Raw genomic sequence first — 19,673 nt, 5'->3', positions numbered from 1 at the left:
AACCACAGTCCCCTCCGCGTGTTTATGTAACGGCCGAATTGAGCAAAGAATTACAAAGCATTACCGATGAATCATGTAGCAAATATTTCAACCCGGTTACGACCATTATTTTTAGCTATATACAGGCTGATATCTGCTTTTTGGGTCATATCGGAAAAAGAGGTTACGTCTGTTGCTGCCTGACAGACCCCCGCGCTGATTGTCAGGCGCACAATGCCGTCACTATGCTCGAATGCATCATTTTCAGCAGTCTTGCGAACACGCTCGGCAAACTCATAGGCTTCATTCATCGTCGTATCTGGGAGAAGAACAGCAAATTCCTCCCCGCCTATACGAGCGATAAAGTCCTTCTTCCGGAAAATCGTCATCAGGATATTGGCAAAACGCTGCAAGGCAATATCACCGGCGGCATGACCGAACTGATCGTTAATGCGCTTGAAATGATCAATATCCAGCAAAATCAAAGCGAGAGAACCATCCGCAGGATCACGCTCTGCTAAAGTCAGCTCAAAGGCTCTGCGATTATACAGGCCCGTCAGCGGATCAAGCAGAGCCATTTGTTTTAACTCGGAAATCCCCCGTTCATAGGCCATTGATATAGCGAAAGCACCGCTTGCAACGATATGGATGGACATGACGAGCAAAATGACTGCCAGAAGCCCGTCATTCGGCAGTAATTTCATATTTGCGGGACTTGTCACCCAACCCTGTATCACGCGGGCAACAAATGCCGCAGCAACAAGACTATAGGCAATAGCCAGCCCCCAACGGGACGGCAGAGTCTCACCATTTGGGCGCACCAATTCGCGGAGAACCAAGATAATTTCAACCAAAAATATGAGATTAACAAAGCCAAAAATAAACCCGTTCGTCAGATAGGAAGAGAACAGATATGGAAGCAGCACAATCAGTATGATTAAGAAATTAATCTCAATATAGTTTTTGCGATAGAAAAAGCTGCGTATAGCCTGCCAGCGCAGCGCTATCCCCGTCGCTAATACCACGTTGACGAGAATCAACTGCAGCATCTGCGAGCGATCAATCACAACAAAGATAATGAAGCCGACGGATAAAACCGCATTTGCAGCAACCCAATAGAGCCAATAGGTTCTGTCGCGCTGCTTCAGCCAAATACAAAAAAATGCAATCGCAAACGCTGCCAGAGAAATAGCGTTTACTGTAAATAGTGAATTTGGCTCAATATCTGCCATGTATTGAATGAGCATCGACAATCAAATCCCTCACGTCGATAAACAAAACACTCCCGGAATGCACTGTATCTCTGACTTCTGCCCGTTAAGGAGACGAAGTCAGTATGCGGTTCGGTAAACCGAACATATTCATAAAGTGTGCAGCCGTTTTAGCAGGCATCACATATTCCATAGCATTATGTAAAAAGATCCCGCTATCACTTTTTTATGCAAAAAGCGACATTTTGAATGAAAGATAAAAGAATAAGATTGTTTCAGTGCTGCTTAATATTCTTAAATTCAAACAAAACAAACAAGCTGAGCTAAATATAATGTGAGAACAATTTAAATTTACTCCGCCTGTTTACTACACATAGCGAGATCAAAAATCATCGGCAAACAAATTAAACAAGCAGAATATAATGTGAGGAATTGGCTGGGGCGCCTGGATTCGAACCAGGGGATGGCGGTACCAAAAACCGCTGCCTTACCGCTTGGCTACGCCCCAATACAAATCACGGAGAGATTCCGTGGCGGTTGATCCGGCTTATAGCCGCAAGAAATCCATTGTGCAATGCATTGAAATCAGATTTTTACATTTTAAAACAAAGCAAACCCGTCCAACTTCAAAAAAGCGTTTTACGTTTTCAGCTTCGCAAGTTCTCCACTCTCCAACATGCTGGAAAAGCAGCTCATAAACGCGTAAAGACAACAGTAGTTGAGTAAGTTTGACTGCGCTCCGATACAGTTTAAAGAGTTCAGACAATCTGTTTCAGATTAAATTATATCATTTCAACCGCTTTCCGGATTACCTTACGCTTCAGGAGACAGCAGCTTGTCAGTTTATTGGTGGATTTTTCCTCTCTGCTTTATTTTCTCCACGCTCCTGCTCCTGATTTTAAAAGACAGACTTCCTGCGAATTTTCTTGCTGCCGGCTTTAATCCGCGCTCCAACCATTCTGCCCCTGCCAGACAAATCGGCGGACTGGCCTGCATTCCGGTTTTCATATGTGCACTAATTATTTTTGGCCTATGGGAAATGATACCGGCACGGATGAGTATCAGCCTTGTCATTGCTGCTTCGTTAGTCTGGGTTACCGGCTATCTGGATGACCGAAAAGAACTGTCTGTACGTGCAAGACTTCCTTTGCAACTTCTGGCCGCAATTCTCGCTGTTTACAGTTTAGGTGCTGATTTCAGACTCTTGCCCGACCTCCTCCCCTATTGGCTTGAGATGCTGCTTTTAAGCATCGCTATCCTTGGAAGTATTAATGTCGCCAATTTTATGGACGGCCTGGATTGGCTGACTGTCACCGGAATTGGAATTCCCTTATTCCTGCTGGGAATTCTTTCAGCCATATTTCTTCAGGAGCCGGCAATTCCGGCGATTAGTCTGGCGATAAGTGGTGCTCTCGCAGGATTTGCAGTTTTCAACCGCCCGCCTGCCTCAATCTTTCTCGGCGATTCCGGTAGTCTGCCGCTTGGCCTGATTACCGGTGCAGTATTTCTGCTCTTTGCCGGACAAGCAGGTATTATTGCCGCTCTCATCCTGCCGCTTTATTATATTCTCGACGCTGGCAGCACGATTATCCTGCGTCTTAGCAAAGGTGAGAATATATTACAGGCGCATTCTTCCCATGCCTATCAGATCGCCAAACGCTCGGGAAAATCCGTTTATTTTGTTACCGGCAGCCTTGCACTGCTCAATCTTATATTGGGCGCTATTACTGCAGCCACGCTGTGGTCAGGTACATTTATCGGGCAATTATCCGGCCTGATAATCGCCCTGGCGCTGACAGCGCTGCTGATCCTTTATTTCCGCAAAAGGATTTAATTACTGGCGGATATAATCGAACAACAGCGCTTTAGCGCCTTCCGCATCGTTATCATCAAGGAATTGCTGCATTTGCGGCAGGCGCTGCGGTATTTCGTCGGCCTTTGTACCGCGTTTTTCCGCGCATAAAATTTTAGGGTGACGGGTACGCAATGCCTTATCCGGATCATAAAACAGTTCTTCGTAAAGCTTCTCGCCCTCGCGAATACCGGTTACCCGAATTGTAATATCCCCGTCAGGATTTTTCATGTCACGCACAGACAATCCGGCCATCAGGATCATATTTTCAGCCAGATCCCGTATTTTCACCGGACTTCCCATTTCCAGCAAAGCCGTCTCACCACTTTTAATAACCGCACCGGACTGGATAATCAGTTCTGCAGCCTCGCGGATCGACATGAAATAACGGGTCATATTTTCATCAGTCAGCGTTACAGGGCCTCCTGCAGCAATCTGCTCACGAAACAGCGGTACAACCGACCCGTTAGACCCCAGAACATTACCGAACCGAACGCTCGAAAATGACTGTGCCGAACCTTTCTGCTGCGCAAGATCTCCATAATGGCGGATAACAAATTCTGCCCATCTTTTGGTTGCCCCCATAACATTAGTCGGACGCACGGCTTTATCGGATGAAATCAAAATAAAACGCTCTACGCCGGTCTTCAGCGCAGCATCGGCAACAGCCTTTGTGCCCATAACATTATTACGGATGCCTTCAAGCGGGTTCACCTCAACCAAAGGCACATGCTTATAGGCAGCACAATGATAAATCGTATCAACGCCGTGAGAGTGAATAACATTCTCCACCAGTTCCTGCTGGGTTACTGACCCCAAGACCGGAACGATTTCACAATTCGTGACAGATTTCAGTTTGCGCTCCAGCTGATAGAGCGCGAACTCCCCGACTTCGAACAAAACCAATTTGCGCGGTTTCCAGTTGACGATCGTACGGCACAATTCGCTGCCGATAGAACCACCGGCACCTGTTACCATGATTGAATGTCCCTCAATCATCGACTGCAGCATCGCCTCATCCGGCGGCACCGGCGAACGCCCCAGCAGGTCATCAATTTCAATATTACGCAGCGCACCAACCAGATATTTTCCCCGCGACAGATCTGCAATCGGCGGCAGAATACTGGTACGGATTTTCAGGCGCCCTAAAATACTGGCATAGGCTTTCCGCTCTGTCTCCCCCATCGACGGATCAGAGATTACGACCTGACAAACACCGTAATTCTTAACCAGATCATCGATAGATGCCGGTGCATAAACACGGGTTCCGGCAATATCCATACCAAGCAATGACGGATCACGATCAATAAAACCGGCCACATAAGTATCACGATGTACACGCAATGCCGCTGCCAGTTGCTGTGCAGCCTCACCGGTACCGATAATCAATGCCACTTCCCGTGATACAGGGCCGGTACTATCCCGCAAAATCCATTTAGCGCCGAAACGGGAAATGGAAACCAGAATAGTAATCACCAGCCAGTAGATCAGCGGAACAGAACGCGGAACGCCGGTTCCGCCGGTCATTTCAGTCAAAAATGCGATGGCAACCCATAGCAAAGCCGCAACGGCGGTTGCCTGAAAGATAGACCAGATTGCCTTTTCCGGCAGATAGCGAATAACAGAACGATAAAGACCATAGCGGATAAAAACCGGCACAGCGACCAGCGGCGCCGCCAGCATAAGCAATATTTGCTTGGTATTTGGCACGAACAGGAAGCCATAACGCAGAACATAGGCAACATAGACGCCAAGCAACAGCAAGGTAATATCCACGCAAAGCGTGATAAGTTGCTTTATAGATCGCGGGAGTCCCGCAATCCGCCTTGAAACATTTGCCGTTTTCATGCGGTTAATCTCTCACCTTATTCTTCAGCAAAATTTGCATCCTACTTCCACAATCATAATCAGGCAAAAGAATAACTTGACAAATTTGTTCAAGTATTAAACGTAAATAAAATATCGCACTCATACTGACTAACAAAATACTTATATCAAAACCAGCAGATCTCCCTCTATTCACAGAAATTGTAAATAGAAGCCCCGAAGTGATAAGGACACTAAAAAATACTGCTTTTCATAATTTTTTCTCAACGTGAACCATAGACCACTGCCTTACCAATCAAGCTTTCCCAGATTCCGTAAAAGAAATTTATCCGGCTCTTATAGTTCATCAGATTCGCTGCTGTTGCACGACATATCAATCTAAATCCCCCGATTGTTTTGAAAGGCCGTGCAACAAACTATTACAAACTTAACAACATCATGGAGCAACAGGCTGATTGCCGTCTACCCAAAGCCACTGCTGGCCATCACTGAAAGCAAGCTTCCCGCTCTGACCTGTCCTGATAAAAATAACCGCTCCCGCACCGCTTTGCGCAGCATCCGGCAAAGCACCACTCTCATAATTTCCGGTGCGAATTGGCCCCTCAACATGCAACGGTGCTGTTGGCCAGACCGAGCCGATAGCTATATTACCGCTAGCACGATCAATCCGCAGTGCCTGTCGCCACTGCCCGCTATCATCAGCAACTTTAATGCTGAAGTTATTTTCACCGGCGATTCCCATTTCAGCATAGCCGGTCCAGCTACTCTGAAATAACAGGGATGCAGTATTCTCACTCAGGTTTTTATTGATTTTCAGCTGATGCCCTGCCCCGCTATGGGTCAGCAGAACAGCATCAGAGGCTACAGCCAAGCGGTTATAGGTATCAGCCTCCGTATTCCCCCCAATCATCGGCTGCGGGTTCAGCAGTGCCTGCCATTGACTGCCGTTAAATATGAACAGCGCATTTTCATCAGCAATATGCATGATCCAGCCGCGCAAAGGCACGAAGAAGAACCATTCACCATCCATAAAGGCTGCAAGATTGCCATCCTGCCCGCTCCATAAATCCGCGGCTCCCGCAGGTATCAGATAACGATCACCTTCCTGCGCAGTGACAGGCGCTGAAGAATATTGCCGGCTTAAAACGGACAGATGCAAAAGCGCATCGAGATAACGCAGCGCTTCATTATGTGTGACATGTTTCTGCGCCTGACTGGGCAGAATATAAGGCATTTTCAGATTAGGCGTCGTTTCCATATCTTGCTTTTCCCGTTGTTCATGAACGGGAAAAGTCTACGGAAAGAATAAAGAGCGGGGATAGATTTGCCCGTCGTGCCTTTAGCTGCCACGATAAGTGGAATAAGCCCACGGGCTGACCAGCAGCGGCACATGATAATTGGCGCTCTCATCGGCAATAGAAAACCGGATCGGAATCAGATCCAGAAATGGCGGCTTCGCCTGATCCGCGCCTTGCGATTCAAAATACTCGGCGACATGAAACTGTAGTTCATAAGTGCCGATACGCATTTCCGCTTCACTGAGCAGCAATTCATCAGTACGCCCATCAAGATTGGTTGCAGTCCGCTTAATCAGCTCCAGCTCACCACTGCCCTTCACCCGATAAAGCTCAAGACGCATTGCGGCAGCCGGTTTGCCATGAGCAGTATCGAGAACATGGGTTGAGAGTTTTGCCATAACCATACCTTTTCTGCTGCATGTAATCTATGATGTGAGCATATCCCCCAGCCGCAGTTCTGCGATACGCGCAATCTGCCGCAGTGCCTCAGAAATTTCCTGCTCGGGTGTGTTTTTCAAACGCGTTTCAAAACTGGCGAGGATGGAATGTTTGTCATGTCCTTTGCCGTCAAAACCGCGTACTGCGAGAATGAAGGGAAAGTCAAAACGCTGCTTATAGGCATCATTTAAGCTATGAAAGCGCTCATACTCCGCATCATCAAGCCGGTCGAGTCCCGCTCCCTTCTGCTCACTTGTAGAAGCATCGGTGAGATGACCTGCACGCGCAGCTTTGCCTGCCAGATCAGGATGCGCACGGATCAGCGCCAGTTGTTTGGTCACACCTGCGTTTTCAACTGCCTGCACCATCGCCTGATGCAGAGCAGAAACTGAAGCGAACGGCCGGTCTCCGGCCACGGCTTCTGCCACCCAAGGAGAATGCTCGAAAATACCGCCCAGAACAGAGACAAACTCCGCTTCAGACAGCGAATTTAAGGTCTGCAAATTCATCTCAACCCTGCTTGTTATTTCCACTCTGGCGCTGACGCAATTTGATGATCGATTTCAGCACAGTTTCCGGAGTAGCCGGTGCATCCAGTTCCGGCGAGAACTGATGGTCCGCAATCGAAGCAATGGCATCGCGGATTGCCAGCCAGACGGAGATCCCCAGCATTAGCGGCGGCTCGCCAATAGCTTTGGAACGAAATACCGTTTCCTCACGGTTCGGTGCGTTTTCCAAAATCCGTACATTGAAGATTTCCGGTACATCGCGCGAGCCCGGAATTTTATAGGTTGAAGGGCCAGCGGTGCGTAACCGTCCAGCCTTGTCCCACCATAATTCCTCGCAAGTGACCCAGCCCATCCCTTGCACAAAAGCGCCTTCAATCTGGCCGAGATCAATCGCCGGATTAAGCGGAAAGCCGACATCCTGCAAAATATCTGCCCGCAAGCAGCGCGTTTCACCGGTCAGCGTATCCACTGCCACTTCGGCAACAGCCGCACCATAGGTGAAATAGAAGAACGGGCGGCCGCGCATTGTCTTACCGTCCCAATGGATTTTCGGTGTCGCATAATGGGCAGCTTCCGAAAGCTGCACGCGTTTTGACCATGTCAGCTTGGCAAGTTCGCCAAAGGACATGGATTCATTGCCCGCATAAACACGGCTACCACGGAAAATAATCTCGCTCTCTTCTGCGCCGTAATGTTCTGCAGCGACCTTAGTCATGCGGCTTTTGATTGCCGTTGCCGCTTTAAAGGCTGCCATACCATTGAGATCAGAACCGGTCGAAGCAGCCGTTGCAGAGGTATTCGGCACTTTGCCGGTCGCTGTCGCCGAGATACGCACCATGTCCAGATCAATCTGGAACACTTCAGCTACAACCTGCGCAACTTTGACAAACAGTCCCTGCCCCATTTCCGTGCCACCATGGTTCAGAAACACCGAACCATCCTGATAGACATGCACCAGAGCACCAGCCTGATTGAGCGCTGTGAGATTGAACGAGATACCAAACTTCACCGGCATCATCGCCAATCCGCGACGGATCAGCGGATTACCCGCATTATAGGCATCAATTTCCGCACGCCGTTTTTGCCATTCACTGCTGTTCAGCAGCGTTTCTGTCACCTGTACCAGCCGGTTATCTTCAACCTTCTGGCCATAAGGCGTTTCATCCCCTGTTTCATCGCCGTAATAATTGATGGCACGCAGTTGATTGGGATCAAGTTTCAGCTCACGGGCAATCGTATCGACGATTGTTTCAATCGCGATAATCCCCTGCGGCCCGCCAAAGCCGCGAAATGCCGTATTAGACACAGTATTGGTTTTGCAGGCATGACCAATGAAATGCGCATTTTCGATAAAATAGGAATTATCGGCATGGGTCAGCGCACGGGCAATTACCGGCCCTGTGAGATCGGGCAGGTTTCCGGCGCGGGCAAGAAACTCGATATCCAGCCCTTTGATACGCCCACGGCTGTCTGTACCCGCCTGCCAATGCACTACAAAATCATGACGCTTGCCGGTCGCAATCATATCATCGCGGCGCTTGAGGCGCATTTTGCACGGGCGTCCGGTTTTAGCTGCAACCAGCGCGGCGGCACAGGCAATAATCGTTGCCTGACTTTCCTTGCCACCAAAGCCGCCGCCCATACGCCGCACCTGACATTCCACCGCATGGGCATGAAGACCCAGCACATGAGCCACATGGTGCTGCACTTCGCTCGGATGCTGCGTTGATGAATGCACCAGCATATCGCCGTTCTCATGCGGCCAGTTTTCACCGGGAATAGCGTAGGCAATATGAGTTTCGAGGTAGAAATGATCCTGCCCGCCCATGGAAAGACGGCCGGAAAACTGATGTTCCGCATTGGCAACGGCGGTTTTGGCATCGCCCTGTTGCACCACCTGTTGCGGGATCACATAGCTCTTTTGCCGGTGAGCTTCTTCCACATCCAGCACCGGTGGCAGTTCTTCAATATCCAGCTTCACCAGCTTAGCGGCCTTATAGGCGGCTTCAAAACTGGTCGCGGCAATCACCGCAATTGCCCGCCCCTGATGATCAAGCAGCTCCTCAGCAAAGAGCGGTTCACCGGGGAGACCAGGTGAAACATCATTGATGCCCGGAATATCATGCACATCCCAGATACCGACCACACCGGCCTGCGCCAGAGCTTCACTGGCATCCATGCTTTTCAACCGGCCATGGGCAACCGGCGATAATATAAAAGCCGCATGAAGCGTATCCGGTAATTCCGGCATGTCATCAATATAAGTCGCGGCACCCGCCACATGACGGCTGGCGGAATCATGCACAACACCATGTCCGACAATACTGCGCTCGACTTTGTTAGCACCTTCCGGCGTTGGAAAAGGCTGATTAAGTGCGATCATAGTGCCATTACCTCCACCACTTCACCGGCCAGATCATGGCGCAGACGCTCCACCAGATTTTGCGCCACCATCAGACGATATTCGGCACTGCCGCGCCAATCACTTAAAGGCGCAAGCTCTGTGGCAATAGCCTGCATACAGGCTGCGACTGCGGCCTCATCTAACGTCTTACCGATCAGCGCCTGTTCCGCACTTTTCACCCGTTTCGGGATCGCTGCCATACCGCCAAAGGCGATACGGGCATCTGTTATAATGCCGTTCTTCTGCGTTACGCGGAATGCACCGCAAACGGTGGAAATATCCTGATCGTAACGTTTGGAGATTTTATAAACGCGATAATCCTGCCCCGCAGTCAGTTTAGGGATTGTCACCGAGGCAATCACCTCATCACCGCGCAGTTCCGTCTTGCGGTAATCGAGGAAGAAATCTTCCAGCGGCAATGTGCGCCTACCATGAGCACCAGCCAGTTCAATCAGCGCACCAAGACCGATCAGCGCTGGTGGCCCGTCCCCGATCGGACTGGCCGTGCCGATATTGCCGCCAATCGTGCCCTGATTACGGATTTGTACAGAACCGAAACGGCGCAGCAAAATAGTGAGTGACGGATAATGATTGCCGATAGTTTTCAGCACCTCTGCCCATGTCACCGCAGCGCCAAACCGGAAAGAACTCTGATCTTCACGGATCTCCCGCAATTCACGCACATGCGCTGTCGAGATCACCTCATTCCAGTCGCTGTGATAATCGGCCAGCGCCACACCGAGATCAGTGCCACCCGCCAGCAGCAGGCTCTGTGGATATTGCGTGCGTAATTCCAACAGTTCTTTCAGTGTCTGCGGCTGATGATAGGTTGAGCCGCCATGGCTGAAACCTGTTTGCGGACGGATATCCTGCAAGGAACCGGAAAACGGCTGTGCTACCGGTGCGCCACCTTCTGCAATCACCTTGCGAGCAGCTTCAACAATCGGGCGATAGCCGGTGCAGCGGCAGAGATTGCCTGCCAGCGTGTCATGGATCAGCTGATCGTCGGCTTTGGCACCGGTACTTGCGCAATCCGCAGCCAGTCCGCTGAGCGACATCACAATACCGGGTGTACAAAAACCGCATTGCGATGAGCCGTTTTCGGCCATCGCCGCCTGCACAGGATGGAGTTGTGAAGTTTTCAACCCCTCAACCGTGACCAATGCCTGACCGTCCAGCTGTCCCATTGTCAGGATACAGCTGTTAACAGCGCGGTAGCGAAATGCTCCGTCGGTATTGTTCGATTGTGGTTCACCCGCCGCAGTGTCAGCCTGCGCAATTGCGTCTTTATCTGTGCCGATTAAAACGGAGCACGCCCCGCAATCCCCCTCAGCACAGCCCTCCTTCGTTCCCTTGAGCCGCGCCTCCCCGCGCAGCCATTCCAGAACCGTTGTATCTGGCCGGATCTGAACATCCTGCCGGTGACCATTCAGAAAGAAACGGATCATCTGTGTCATAAGACCAGATTGTTACGCCTCTGAATACTCGTCAAGATGTGGCGTGACAAATGCGGCAAATTAGCTTTGAGTTGCGTTTTAAAGCGACATTTCTGATCTGTTTCATGCCGCTTTTAAACTATGTGGATTCGAAGCATCTGACCGGATGGTCAAATACTCCTGCCAGAAATCGTGAAATTTTGCTGCGAGAAGTAATATTCCTCCAGATTATTGCCTGCACCGCCACGATCAACCACCAGAAAATCCGAAGTCTCATCCAGTGCCAGCAGCGGATGATGCCAGACATTGCGATGATAATTCACACCCTGATTGCCCCGCGCCAGAAAAGCCACAGGCTGATGCGGGACACCATTATTATCTTCTGCAACCACCACCAGATAGTCGCGTCCGTTCAGCGGCATAAAGGCTTGCGAACCCAGCGGATGGCGTTCAACCATCTTAATGGTCAGCGGCAGCTGCCAAGGCTTGCTGCGGAAAATGTTCATCAAAACATGAGCTTCCTCACCGATAACATCGGCTTTCGCCAACGCGTGGTGGCGTTCAGTAATATCCCAGTTGATGAGCTTAACTTCACTCAAGCCGGTTTCGATAATATCCCCGAAAGGTGCGAAATTCTCCGGCGTCAAAGCCCGTACCGGTAAATTAATCAGCTCCATTCTATTTCCCTGCCGGTTTGTGGTTTTCATGCCAATGACGGGCAATATCAATACGCTTGGCGACCCAGACTTTGTCATGCGACTGCACATAATCCAGAAAACGCTCCAGCGCCGCCGCACGCCCCGGACGGCCGACAAGGCGGCAATGCAGACCGACAGACATCATCTTCGGCGCGCCTTCCCCGCCTTCGCGATAGAGCACATCAAAAGTGTCTTTCAGATAATTGAAAAACTGATCACCGGCATTAAAGCCTTGCGGCGTGGCAAAGCGCATATCATTGGTATCGAGTGTATAAGGTACGATCAGATGCGGCCCTTTTGGCCCTTCAATCCAGTAAGGCAGTTCATCGGCATAGGAATCGGCGGAATAGACAAAACCACCCTCTTCCATCACCAGCCGCAATGTATTGTCTGAAGGCTTACCCTGATAAATCCCGTAAGGGCGTTCGCCGGTCAGTTCTGTGTGCAGACGCACGGCTTCTTGAATATGACGGCGTTCTTCTTCTTCTGTGAAGTCTTTATATTCCAGCCAGCGCAAGCCATGACTGGCGATTTCCCATCCTGCTTCTTTCATCGCCGCAACGGCTTCCGGATTACGTTCCATGGCTTTGGTCACACCATAGACAGTCACATCCATATTGCGTTTGGTGAACATGCGCCACAACCGCCAGAAACCGGCGCGCGCGCCATATTCGTAGATCGATTCCATATTCTGGTTACGCTGCTTCGGCCAGCTTTGCGCGCCGACAATCTCGGACAGCAGGCATTCAGAACCGGTATCACCATCGAGAATGCAGCTTTCACCGCCCTCTTCATAATTGACCACGAATTGCACGGCGATCTGCGCGCCGTTCGGCCAGCGCGGATCCGGCGTATGACGGCCATATCCGATAAATTCACGTTCACCACATTTTTGCATGTTCTGTTCCCCAATTCTGTCCGCTCAAAATGATAAAACATCGGGCACTTTGTCAATGTCAAATTGTCGACAATTTTAACAATAATTGTCGATTATAATATATGGAGTGGATAAACGGGACAAGTCACTAAAAAGCCTTTATAGACACCCTGTTATTATTGTGATGCCTGCCGGAAAGTCTCTTTGATGTCTCTGAAATTTGATACGCAATTTGATCCGGCCTATGGTGAAGCGGTACAGGTTGCGCCGGATATTCTGCGCGTAACCGTCAATAATGCCAGTGCTTTTACCGGTTACGGCACCAACAGCTATATTATCGGCAAAGCCCAGCTCGGTATTATCGATCCGGGGCCGGAAGATGAGGCGCATTTTGCAACGCTGATGCGTATTATAGCAGACAGGCCGGTCAGCCATATTTTTGTCAGCCACACCCATCGCGATCATTCACCACTTAGCTCAAGGCTGAAGCGCGAGACAGGCGCGACCATTGTTGCACAGGGCCCGCATCAGTCAGCCCGCCCGTTATTTGACGGCGAGAGCAATGCACTGGATGCCAGTGTAGACACAGATTTTGCGCCGGATATTTGCGCCAAAGACGGAGAGATTTTCACCAATCCTGACTGGGCATTAGAGGTGATCCATACCCCCGGCCATATGGCCAACCATGCCTGTTTCGCACTCAATGATCGCGGCATCTTATTTTCCGCCGATCATGTCATGGCATGGGCGACCACCATTGTCGCGCCGCCAGACGGTTCCATGCGCGCCTATATGCAATCTCTGGAAAAACTGCTCAAACGCAAAGACAGCCTCTATCTGCCGGGGCATGGCGCACCGATTGCCAAACCGCATCGCTTTTTACGCGGACTTCGTGCTCACCGGAAAATGCGCGAGCGGGCCGTGTTTGAGCGGGTGATGCAGGGCGATGAAACAATCGCGCAGATGGTCGCCGCGATTTATCGTGATACTGATCCGCGTCTGCATGGCGCTGCAGGGCTTTCGGTTTTCGCCCATCTGGAAGATCTGGTCTCACGCGGATTAGTCAAAACGGACGGCGACCCGATGCCCGACAGTCTCTACCGGCCTGCCTGAGTTTACTCTTCCGGCGCATCCGGTACGGCATTGCGCATTTCCAGATCAAGCGCATTAAAAAACGTACCGATCAGACCGGCATTGAACCCCATATCATAGCGCCCGTAACGTGAGACGGAGCGCATATCGACCGTGGTTTGCTCGGCCTCGTCCCTGAGCCGCACGACCACATCGCTGTGCAAACCCAGAATGAAGGTTTTGGTAGTTGCCTCGACACTCACATCCATGTCTTCACCGGCAGTACCGGACGTAGCAGTTACAGCAAAGCCCTGCTCTTTCAGCACCTTAAGCACAGCTTTTAAGACGTGATCCTGTGCACTGTCATATTGCCTGCCACTCACTTCCGGATAGGCAGAGATTTGCTGCAACATATCCGGCACCGCATCAGTACCCAGACTGTTCTGCACAGTCAGATCACCCAGCCCCAGTTTTTGAAGCAGTTGCACGCGGAAATCCGGCTTATGATCCTGCAATAAATCCTGCTCATTGCTCATCACAGTATTGAACTGCACGGAGTTTTCGAGATCGGTGGAAACATCATGAATACGCGGTGTGCCGCTGATCTGCCCCAGCACAAGTGCAGGCGGGATCAATGTGACCAGAGCGATAAAGCAGGCACGCATGGCACGCCGCCCTCCCGCATCGCCGCTGCGCCATAAATTATAAAAAGATTTAGCAGAAAGCAGCAAAGCCAGCAGAGCGAAAAACACGGCAAGTGCCACAATAAACACCAGATCCGGCTGCTGTATCAAACCGAAACGATGTGCTGTAACCGCAGCAATGAGCAATCCTAAACCGGCTAAAGCACAAGCCGGTGCATATTCCGCCGATCGCGAGGAACGACGTCTTACCTTGCGCCGGATGTAATAATTTTCAAGCATCACTTGCCGCACTGCCGGTTAGAGAGCGGTTCCGGTAAACACGGAATTGTAAAACCGCTCTGTCTCTTTGTTTTACGCATCGAGGCGGGTAAAGAAATCAGTCCCGCGAAGGCGCTTCGCACAATATTCAGGGTCTGCCGAGCATAAACAATACGCGATCCGCATCGCTGCCTGCAAGAACTGTTCATTTCGTCAGGTAGCAAAAGAGGTAAAGATCTGTGATTAACGATAGATAAAAGAGAAATATTTTTATTTATCATGATATTATAACAAATCACTAAAATGAGATTGCATCAAATTCACAAACTGCCACAATCAGTTTGCGGATAAGAAGAATTATACAGCCGGAGACGCTCCCCCTATGAGGCAAACGCCCTCCTCCACCAACGAAAACCTGATAGCCGCGTCTGAGGAGAACGCGTCTTTAGAAGCAGTTGAAGTTGAATTTGCCCTCGGTGCTCAGGATGTTCTGACCGACGGCTTTGATCTGTCCTTGGCCAAAGCCGCTGAAATTGTCGGCGGTGAAGTCCTGTTTAATATGCCTGCGCTGGACACCACCAATGCGCAGCGTATCGGTGCCATTCTTGTGCCGTCTGCCGTGCAGGATCAGGTGGTTTTCGTCACTTTGCTGAATGACGGGATTACGCTGTCCCACGCTCCGCTCTCGGGCAATAATGTTCTGTTTGAAAGCCTCGGCCGCAATTATGCTGCCGTTATGGGCAAGCTAAAGAACGGCCTCTGAAATCATTCAAACACCTGATATGTCATTCCGCAGAGACCGGAACAGGCTCTGCGGATGCCGGTTTTGTCTTTATTTTAGAATGGGTTTTATTCTCTTTCTGCGAAACAGATTCATTCGGCGGCGCAGTTTCACTCACCACATTCGGTGCTGCGCGTGCAGGCATATCCCTCAGCAGTCTGAACTGCACGCCTTTCTTCTTCAGCGCCAGAATACCCTCGGCCACACCGGCACCGGAGACACGCTTCGGCTGATTGATATGTGAGATAATCACATCACCGTCTTTGGCATAGGATATCCGTTTGGCAACCGTTGCCGCAGGCAGAGAAGCACCGCGATCACCATTGAGCGAGTAACCGGCAACCTTATAGCCCATGCCTTCGATCTGGCGCACGGCATCCGTTGAATAGCGTGCTGTCGCATCACGGTACCATTGCGGCTGTTTGCCGAAGATTTCCGTAATCTTATCCGCACCGCCTTTGACCTCTGCTTCGATAGCAGCAGGTGTACCGGCTGTCGGAATTCCATACATGGTTTTCAGCACGGTGATTGCAGGCACATGCTCTGCCCCGTGATTTTCAATCGCGAACAAATCCGGATGCGCTTTCAGAACTTCAATTGCCGCCTGATTACGGCGCAGCCAGCGCGCAGTCACAAACAAGGTCGCCGGAATTTTCTCCCGCACCAGAACGTCGAGAATACGATGATCGATGTCACCTGAGCAGGCATCCAGCGTGAGTGCGACCTGTATCGGATTTGATTTACCGGCAAGATTTAGCTGCGGCTCAATAATCAGATGGCGCTGCGAAATTTTGGGCGAGAGCAAGGCTTCATCTGCAGCAAACGCAGCAGTTGCACCTATGCTCAGGCTCAAGCTCAGCAATAAGGATTTAATGACAGACATCTCGCACCGGCTCATGTTTCAATAATGAACTTATAGCACCATAAACTACAAATGCGCCGGATGAAGCATCCGGCGCATCGTCTTGATTATTTACAACGTTACTTCGCTGCAGCAATTGCCGCTTGTGCCGCTGCCAGACGGGCAATCGGCACACGGAACGGCGAACAGGAGACATAATCCAGACCGGTCTTTTCATAAAAACCGATCGAGGCCGGATCTCCGCCATGCTCACCGCAAACGCCAAGCTTGATATTGCTGCGCTGTTTACGGCCACGTTCCGATGCAATCTGCACCAGTTCGCCGACACCATCGAAATCCACCGTTACAAACGGATCCTGTTCGATAATGCCCAGCGCCTGATATTGCGTGAGGAAGGATGAAGCATCATCACGCGATACGCCGAATGTCGTCTGTGTCAGATCATTGGTACCGAAGGAGAAGAATTCAGCTGTCTCAGCCAGCTCCCCTGCCCGCAAGGCAGCACGCGGCAATTCGATCATGGTGCCGACCATATAATCAACCTGCACGCCGCTCTCGGCAATGATCTGCGCAGCGACTTTATCAATGCGCGCTTTCACAAAATCCAGCTCGGCTTTAATACCAACCAGCGGCACCATAATCTCCGGTATAACCGCTTCACCGGTATCTTTGGCAGCGGCAATCGCCGCTTCAATAATCGCACGGGTCTGCATTTCCGCGATTTCCGGATAGGAGATCGCAAGGCGGCAACCACGATGGCCAAGCATCGGGTTAAACTCATGCAGGCTTTCCGCACGCTCGGTCAGCTTGTCGACATCCACGCCCATGACATTGGCGACTTCGGCGATTTCTTCCGCCGTCTTAGGCAGGAATTCATGCAATGGCGGATCGAGCAGACGAATGGTGACCGGCAGCCCCTGCATGATTTCAAACAGCTCGGTGAAATCGTCGCGCTGCATCGGCAGGAGTTTATCCAGCGCAACACGGCGGCCTTTTTCGTCCGATGCCAAAATCATCTCACGCATAGCGAGAATACGCGGCCCCTCGAAGAACATATGCTCGGTACGACACAGGCCGATCCCTTCCGCACCGAAGGATCGCGCTGCACGGGCATCCGCCGGTGTTTCCGCATTGGTGCGCACTTTCATGCGGCGGGCTTCATCTGCCCATTGCATCAGCTTGCCGAAATCGCCGGAGAGTTCCGGCTGTTGCATTGCCACAGTGCCTTTCAGCACCTGTCCGCTGCCGCCGTCAATGGTGATGATATCACCTTTTTTGAAGGTGCCACCGGCTGTCAGCATTGTGCCGTTGCGGTAATCAATGCGCAGCGTACCGGCACCGGAAACGCAAGGCTTGCCCATACCACGGGCGACCACAGCCGCATGGCTGGTCATGCCGCCGCGCGATGTCAGAATACCTTCCGCTGCATGCATGCCGTGAATATCTTCAGGGCTGGTTTCAATACGCACGAGAATGGCTTTACGGCCTTCCGCTTTCAGCTGTTCCGCATCTTCCGAAGAGAACACGATCTCACCGGTTGCTGCGCCCGGAGAGGCAGGCAGGCCGATACCGATCACATGGCGTTCGGCTCTCGGATCAATGGTCGGATGCAGCAACTGATCCAGCGATGCTGGATCAATACGGTTGACGGCTTCTTCTTTGCCGATCAGCCCTTCTTCAACCATTTCCACAGCCATTTTCAGCGCGGCTTTAGCTGTGCGCTTGCCGGAACGGGTCTGCAGCATCCAGAGTTTGCCGCGTTCAATGGTGAATTCCAGATCCTGCATATCGCGGTAATGCTGTTCCAGACGATCAGCAATTTTCAGGAATTCAGCAAAAGCATCCGGCATGATTTTCTCAAGCGACGGACGCTCGGAACCAGCCTCGATACGGGCTTCTTCGGTGATATTCTGCGGGGTGCGGATACCGGCCACCACATCTTCACCCTGCGCATTGACGAGGAACTCACCGTAAAGCTTGCGCTCGCCGGTGGATGGGTTACGGGTAAAGGCCACGCCGGTTGCTGATGTATCGCCCATATTGCCGAACACCATGGCCTGCACATTCACGGCAGTACCCCAGTTTTCCGGAATATTATGCAGGCGGCGATAGGTGATCGCGCGGGCATTCATCCATGAGGAGAACACTGCGGAAATCGCGCCCCAAAGCTGCGCTTCCGGATCCTGCGGGAACGGCTCGCCCAGCTCTTCTTCAACCTTGGCCTTGTACTGATCGATCACACCGCGCCAGTCATCAGCAGTCAGATCGGTATCAACATCCAGATCAAGACTGGCTTTGGCATCATCGAGAATTTCTTCAAAGAAAGAATGGTCAACGCCAAGCACCACATCCGAATACATCTGGATGAAGCGGCGGTAGCTGTCATAGGCAAAACGCTCATCATTGGCCTCGGCTGCGATTGCCGCAACCGTATCATCATTGAGGCCAAGATTAAGCACCGTATCCATCATGCCCGGCATGGATGCACGGGAACCGGAACGTACGGAAACCAGCAGCGGGCGGGTCGCATCACCCAAACGGCGACCGGTCAGCGCAGTGATATGTTCCAGCGCAGCTTTGACCTGATCTTTCAGGATTTCAGGATAAGTCCGGTCATGGTCGTAATAATAGGTGCAGACATCGGTGGTAATGGTAAAGCCCGGAGGCACCGGCAGTCCGAGGCTGCTCATTTCAGCAAGGTTTGCACCTTTACCGCCCAGAAGATTACGATCACTTGCAGCGCCATCAGCTTTGCCGTCACCGAAGTGATATACCCACTTAACCATTCCCGTCCTCCTGTTATGTCCGGCTCAGGCTGAATGTAAGTCATGATAACCGATACCGGATACACGCTTCCTGCTTAAGCGATAGCACTGCTGCGGGCTACTGAAAAATACAGAAAAACGGTAACAAAGCGCAACGCAGCGCCTGTATATTTGTTTAAATCGATTTTGCGGAATTCGTTTCCGGTTTATTGTCTGAACAGATGAATAATTTGCGGCAGCACGAAAAGTGTTTTCATCTGCATTTCCGCAACTTAACGGAATCAGCTGAGAGTTTGATTCCGGCACATGAAAACGACGCGGAATCTGCTATTAGCAAACGTCATTCTCAACCTTGTTTCGGGGATCATCATGCGTAAAACCGGAAAACTCGACTATATCGAAATGCCTGCAGGCCAGAGCGGCCTGAAAGACGTCAAAGCCTTTTACGCCGATGCCTTCGGCTGGAGCTTCACCGATTACGGCCCCGATTATGCCGCCCATTCTGAAGGACTGGACGGCGGCTTTTATCAGGGCGATGAAGCGAAAAATGCCAAGCCGCTGCCGGTGCTCTATTCTGAGGATCTGGAACAGACACTGATTGATGTTGAAAAAGCAGGTGGCAAAATCGTCAAACCGGTTTTCAGCTTTCCCGGTGGTCGCCGGTTCCACTTCACCGATCCGTCCGGTAATGAACTGGCCGTGTGGAGCGAGAATTAAACCGGCACTCACAGATATAATAACAGCTGCGGCGCTTAAATGAGTG

16 protein-coding genes and 1 tRNA gene are annotated in these 19,673 nt (G+C 51.1%); 4 read left to right on the top strand and 13 right to left on the bottom strand.

The window, feature by feature from the left end; translation table 11 throughout:
• Nucleotides 1-71 precede the first annotated feature (71 nt).
• Nucleotides 72-1,226, bottom strand: a complete 1,155-nt coding sequence (locus JNC80_RS10025; RefSeq protein ID WP_376710226.1) for a GGDEF domain-containing protein — start codon at nt 1,224-1,226, stop codon at nt 72-74.
• A 397-nt stretch (nt 1,227-1,623) separates the two neighbouring features.
• A tRNA-Gln gene (locus JNC80_RS10020) sits at nt 1,624-1,698 on the bottom strand.
• A gap of 345 nt (nt 1,699-2,043) precedes the next feature.
• Here JNC80_RS10020 and JNC80_RS10015 point away from each other — a divergent pair.
• Complete coding sequence (locus JNC80_RS10015) at nt 2,044-3,024, top strand: MraY family glycosyltransferase (RefSeq protein ID WP_376710386.1); 981 nt, start codon at nt 2,044-2,046, stop codon at nt 3,022-3,024.
• Here the strand turns inward: JNC80_RS10015 and JNC80_RS10010 are convergent, their stop codons facing one another.
• The 8 genes from JNC80_RS10010 to puuE all read right to left on the bottom strand — a co-directional run bounded on the left by JNC80_RS10010 (nt 3,025) and on the right by puuE (nt 12,550).
• On the bottom strand, nt 3,025-4,890 hold the full coding sequence (locus tag JNC80_RS10010) for a polysaccharide biosynthesis protein (protein WP_376710225.1): 1,866 nt from the start codon (nt 4,888-4,890) through the stop codon (nt 3,025-3,027).
• 415 nt (nt 4,891-5,305) lie between these two features.
• On the bottom strand, nt 5,306-6,127 hold the full coding sequence (locus JNC80_RS10005) for a DUF2793 domain-containing protein (RefSeq protein ID WP_376710224.1): 822 nt from the start codon (nt 6,125-6,127) through the stop codon (nt 5,306-5,308).
• Between the two features lie 81 nt (nt 6,128-6,208).
• Nucleotides 6,209-6,565 (bottom strand): hydroxyisourate hydrolase, encoded by a 357-nt coding sequence (gene uraH / locus JNC80_RS10000; RefSeq protein WP_376710223.1) that lies wholly within the window; start codon nt 6,563-6,565, stop codon nt 6,209-6,211.
• Between the two features lie 27 nt (nt 6,566-6,592).
• A complete protein-coding gene (uraD, locus tag JNC80_RS09995) occupies nt 6,593-7,114 on the bottom strand; it encodes a 2-oxo-4-hydroxy-4-carboxy-5-ureidoimidazoline decarboxylase (RefSeq protein ID WP_376710222.1) in 522 nt (173 codons plus the stop codon).
• 1 nt (nt 7,115) lies between these two features.
• Nucleotides 7,116-9,497: a xanthine dehydrogenase molybdopterin binding subunit gene (xdhB, locus tag JNC80_RS09990; RefSeq protein WP_376710221.1), complete on the bottom strand. Its 2,382-nt coding sequence runs from the start codon at nt 9,495-9,497 to the stop codon at nt 7,116-7,118.
• Entirely contained in the window at nt 9,494-10,975 is a 1,482-nt protein-coding gene (gene xdhA / locus JNC80_RS09985) for a xanthine dehydrogenase small subunit (protein ID WP_376710220.1), read from the bottom strand. The genes xdhB and xdhA overlap by 4 nt, the downstream gene beginning before the upstream one ends.
• Before the next feature lie 149 nt (nt 10,976-11,124).
• Nucleotides 11,125-11,631 (bottom strand): ureidoglycolate lyase, encoded by a 507-nt coding sequence (locus JNC80_RS09980; RefSeq protein WP_376710219.1) that lies wholly within the window; start codon nt 11,629-11,631, stop codon nt 11,125-11,127.
• 1 nt (nt 11,632) lies between these two features.
• Entirely contained in the window at nt 11,633-12,550 is a 918-nt protein-coding gene (gene puuE / locus JNC80_RS09975) for an allantoinase PuuE (RefSeq protein WP_376710218.1), read from the bottom strand.
• 186 nt (nt 12,551-12,736) lie between these two features.
• On the opposite strand from puuE, the gene JNC80_RS09970 reads away from it, so the two are divergent.
• On the top strand, nt 12,737-13,642 hold the full coding sequence (locus tag JNC80_RS09970) for an MBL fold metallo-hydrolase (protein WP_376710217.1): 906 nt from the start codon (nt 12,737-12,739) through the stop codon (nt 13,640-13,642).
• 2 nt (nt 13,643-13,644) lie between these two features.
• Here the strand turns inward: JNC80_RS09970 and JNC80_RS09965 are convergent, their stop codons facing one another.
• The gene (locus JNC80_RS09965) at nt 13,645-14,523 is read right to left on the bottom strand and encodes a DUF1499 domain-containing protein (protein WP_376710385.1); all 879 of its coding nucleotides are present in this window, start codon (nt 14,521-14,523) and stop codon (nt 13,645-13,647) included.
• A 361-nt stretch (nt 14,524-14,884) separates the two neighbouring features.
• On the opposite strand from JNC80_RS09965, the gene JNC80_RS09960 reads away from it, so the two are divergent.
• Nucleotides 14,885-15,265 carry a hypothetical protein gene (locus tag JNC80_RS09960; protein WP_075654504.1) on the top strand — a complete coding sequence of 127 codons (381 nt, stop codon included), beginning with the start codon at nt 14,885-14,887 and terminating at the stop codon, nt 15,263-15,265.
• A 22-nt stretch (nt 15,266-15,287) separates the two neighbouring features.
• Here JNC80_RS09960 and JNC80_RS09955 read toward each other — a convergent pair whose 3' ends face one another.
• Together JNC80_RS09955 and ppdK are read right to left on the bottom strand one after the other, a co-directional pair.
• Nucleotides 15,288-16,166: a polysaccharide deacetylase family protein gene (locus tag JNC80_RS09955; protein ID WP_376710216.1), complete on the bottom strand. Its 879-nt coding sequence runs from the start codon at nt 16,164-16,166 to the stop codon at nt 15,288-15,290.
• A 98-nt stretch (nt 16,167-16,264) separates the two neighbouring features.
• On the bottom strand, nt 16,265-18,931 hold the full coding sequence (gene ppdK / locus JNC80_RS09950; protein WP_376710215.1) for a pyruvate, phosphate dikinase: 2,667 nt from the start codon (nt 18,929-18,931) through the stop codon (nt 16,265-16,267).
• A 348-nt stretch (nt 18,932-19,279) separates the two neighbouring features.
• Between ppdK and JNC80_RS09945 the strand changes: the two genes are divergently transcribed.
• Nucleotides 19,280-19,627 carry a VOC family protein gene (locus JNC80_RS09945; protein WP_028233815.1) on the top strand — a complete coding sequence of 116 codons (348 nt, stop codon included), beginning with the start codon at nt 19,280-19,282 and terminating at the stop codon, nt 19,625-19,627.
• The last annotated feature ends 46 nt before the right edge of the window (nt 19,628-19,673 follow it).

The organism is Pseudochrobactrum lubricantis (genome assembly GCF_041929865.1).
Taxonomy (GTDB): domain Bacteria; phylum Pseudomonadota; class Alphaproteobacteria; order Rhizobiales; family Rhizobiaceae; genus Pseudochrobactrum; species Pseudochrobactrum saccharolyticum.
The sequence above is the reverse complement of the archived record's forward strand: the minus strand, read 5'-3'. Positions and strand labels throughout refer to the sequence as shown.

Excerpts from the sequence above, each read along its gene's own strand:
- JNC80_RS10025 (WP_376710226.1), bottom strand. The coding sequence starts at position 1,226 with ATGCTCATTCAATACATGGCAGATATTGAGCCAAATTCACTATTTACA.
- JNC80_RS10010 (WP_376710225.1), bottom strand. The coding sequence starts at position 4,890 with ATGAAAACGGCAAATGTTTCAAGGCGGATTGCGGGACTCCCGCGATCT.
- JNC80_RS10005 (WP_376710224.1), bottom strand. The coding sequence starts at position 6,127 with ATGGAAACGACGCCTAATCTGAAAATGCCTTATATTCTGCCCAGTCAG.
- uraH (WP_376710223.1), bottom strand. The coding sequence starts at position 6,565 with ATGGCAAAACTCTCAACCCATGTTCTCGATACTGCTCATGGCAAACCG.
- uraD (WP_376710222.1), bottom strand. The coding sequence starts at position 7,114 with ATGAATTTGCAGACCTTAAATTCGCTGTCTGAAGCGGAGTTTGTCTCT.
- xdhB (WP_376710221.1), bottom strand. The coding sequence starts at position 9,497 with ATGATCGCACTTAATCAGCCTTTTCCAACGCCGGAAGGTGCTAACAAA.
- xdhA (WP_376710220.1), bottom strand. The coding sequence starts at position 10,975 with ATGACACAGATGATCCGTTTCTTTCTGAATGGTCACCGGCAGGATGTT.
- JNC80_RS09980 (WP_376710219.1), bottom strand. The coding sequence starts at position 11,631 with ATGGAGCTGATTAATTTACCGGTACGGGCTTTGACGCCGGAGAATTTC.
- puuE (WP_376710218.1), bottom strand. The coding sequence starts at position 12,550 with ATGCAAAAATGTGGTGAACGTGAATTTATCGGATATGGCCGTCATACG.
- JNC80_RS09970 (WP_376710217.1), top strand. The coding sequence starts at position 12,737 with ATGTCTCTGAAATTTGATACGCAATTTGATCCGGCCTATGGTGAAGCG.
- JNC80_RS09965 (WP_376710385.1), bottom strand. The coding sequence starts at position 14,523 with ATGCTTGAAAATTATTACATCCGGCGCAAGGTAAGACGTCGTTCCTCG.
- JNC80_RS09960 (WP_075654504.1), top strand. The coding sequence starts at position 14,885 with ATGAGGCAAACGCCCTCCTCCACCAACGAAAACCTGATAGCCGCGTCT.
- JNC80_RS09955 (WP_376710216.1), bottom strand. The coding sequence starts at position 16,166 with ATGTCTGTCATTAAATCCTTATTGCTGAGCTTGAGCCTGAGCATAGGT.
- ppdK (WP_376710215.1), bottom strand. The coding sequence starts at position 18,931 with ATGGTTAAGTGGGTATATCACTTCGGTGACGGCAAAGCTGATGGCGCT.
- JNC80_RS09945 (WP_028233815.1), top strand. The coding sequence starts at position 19,280 with ATGCGTAAAACCGGAAAACTCGACTATATCGAAATGCCTGCAGGCCAG.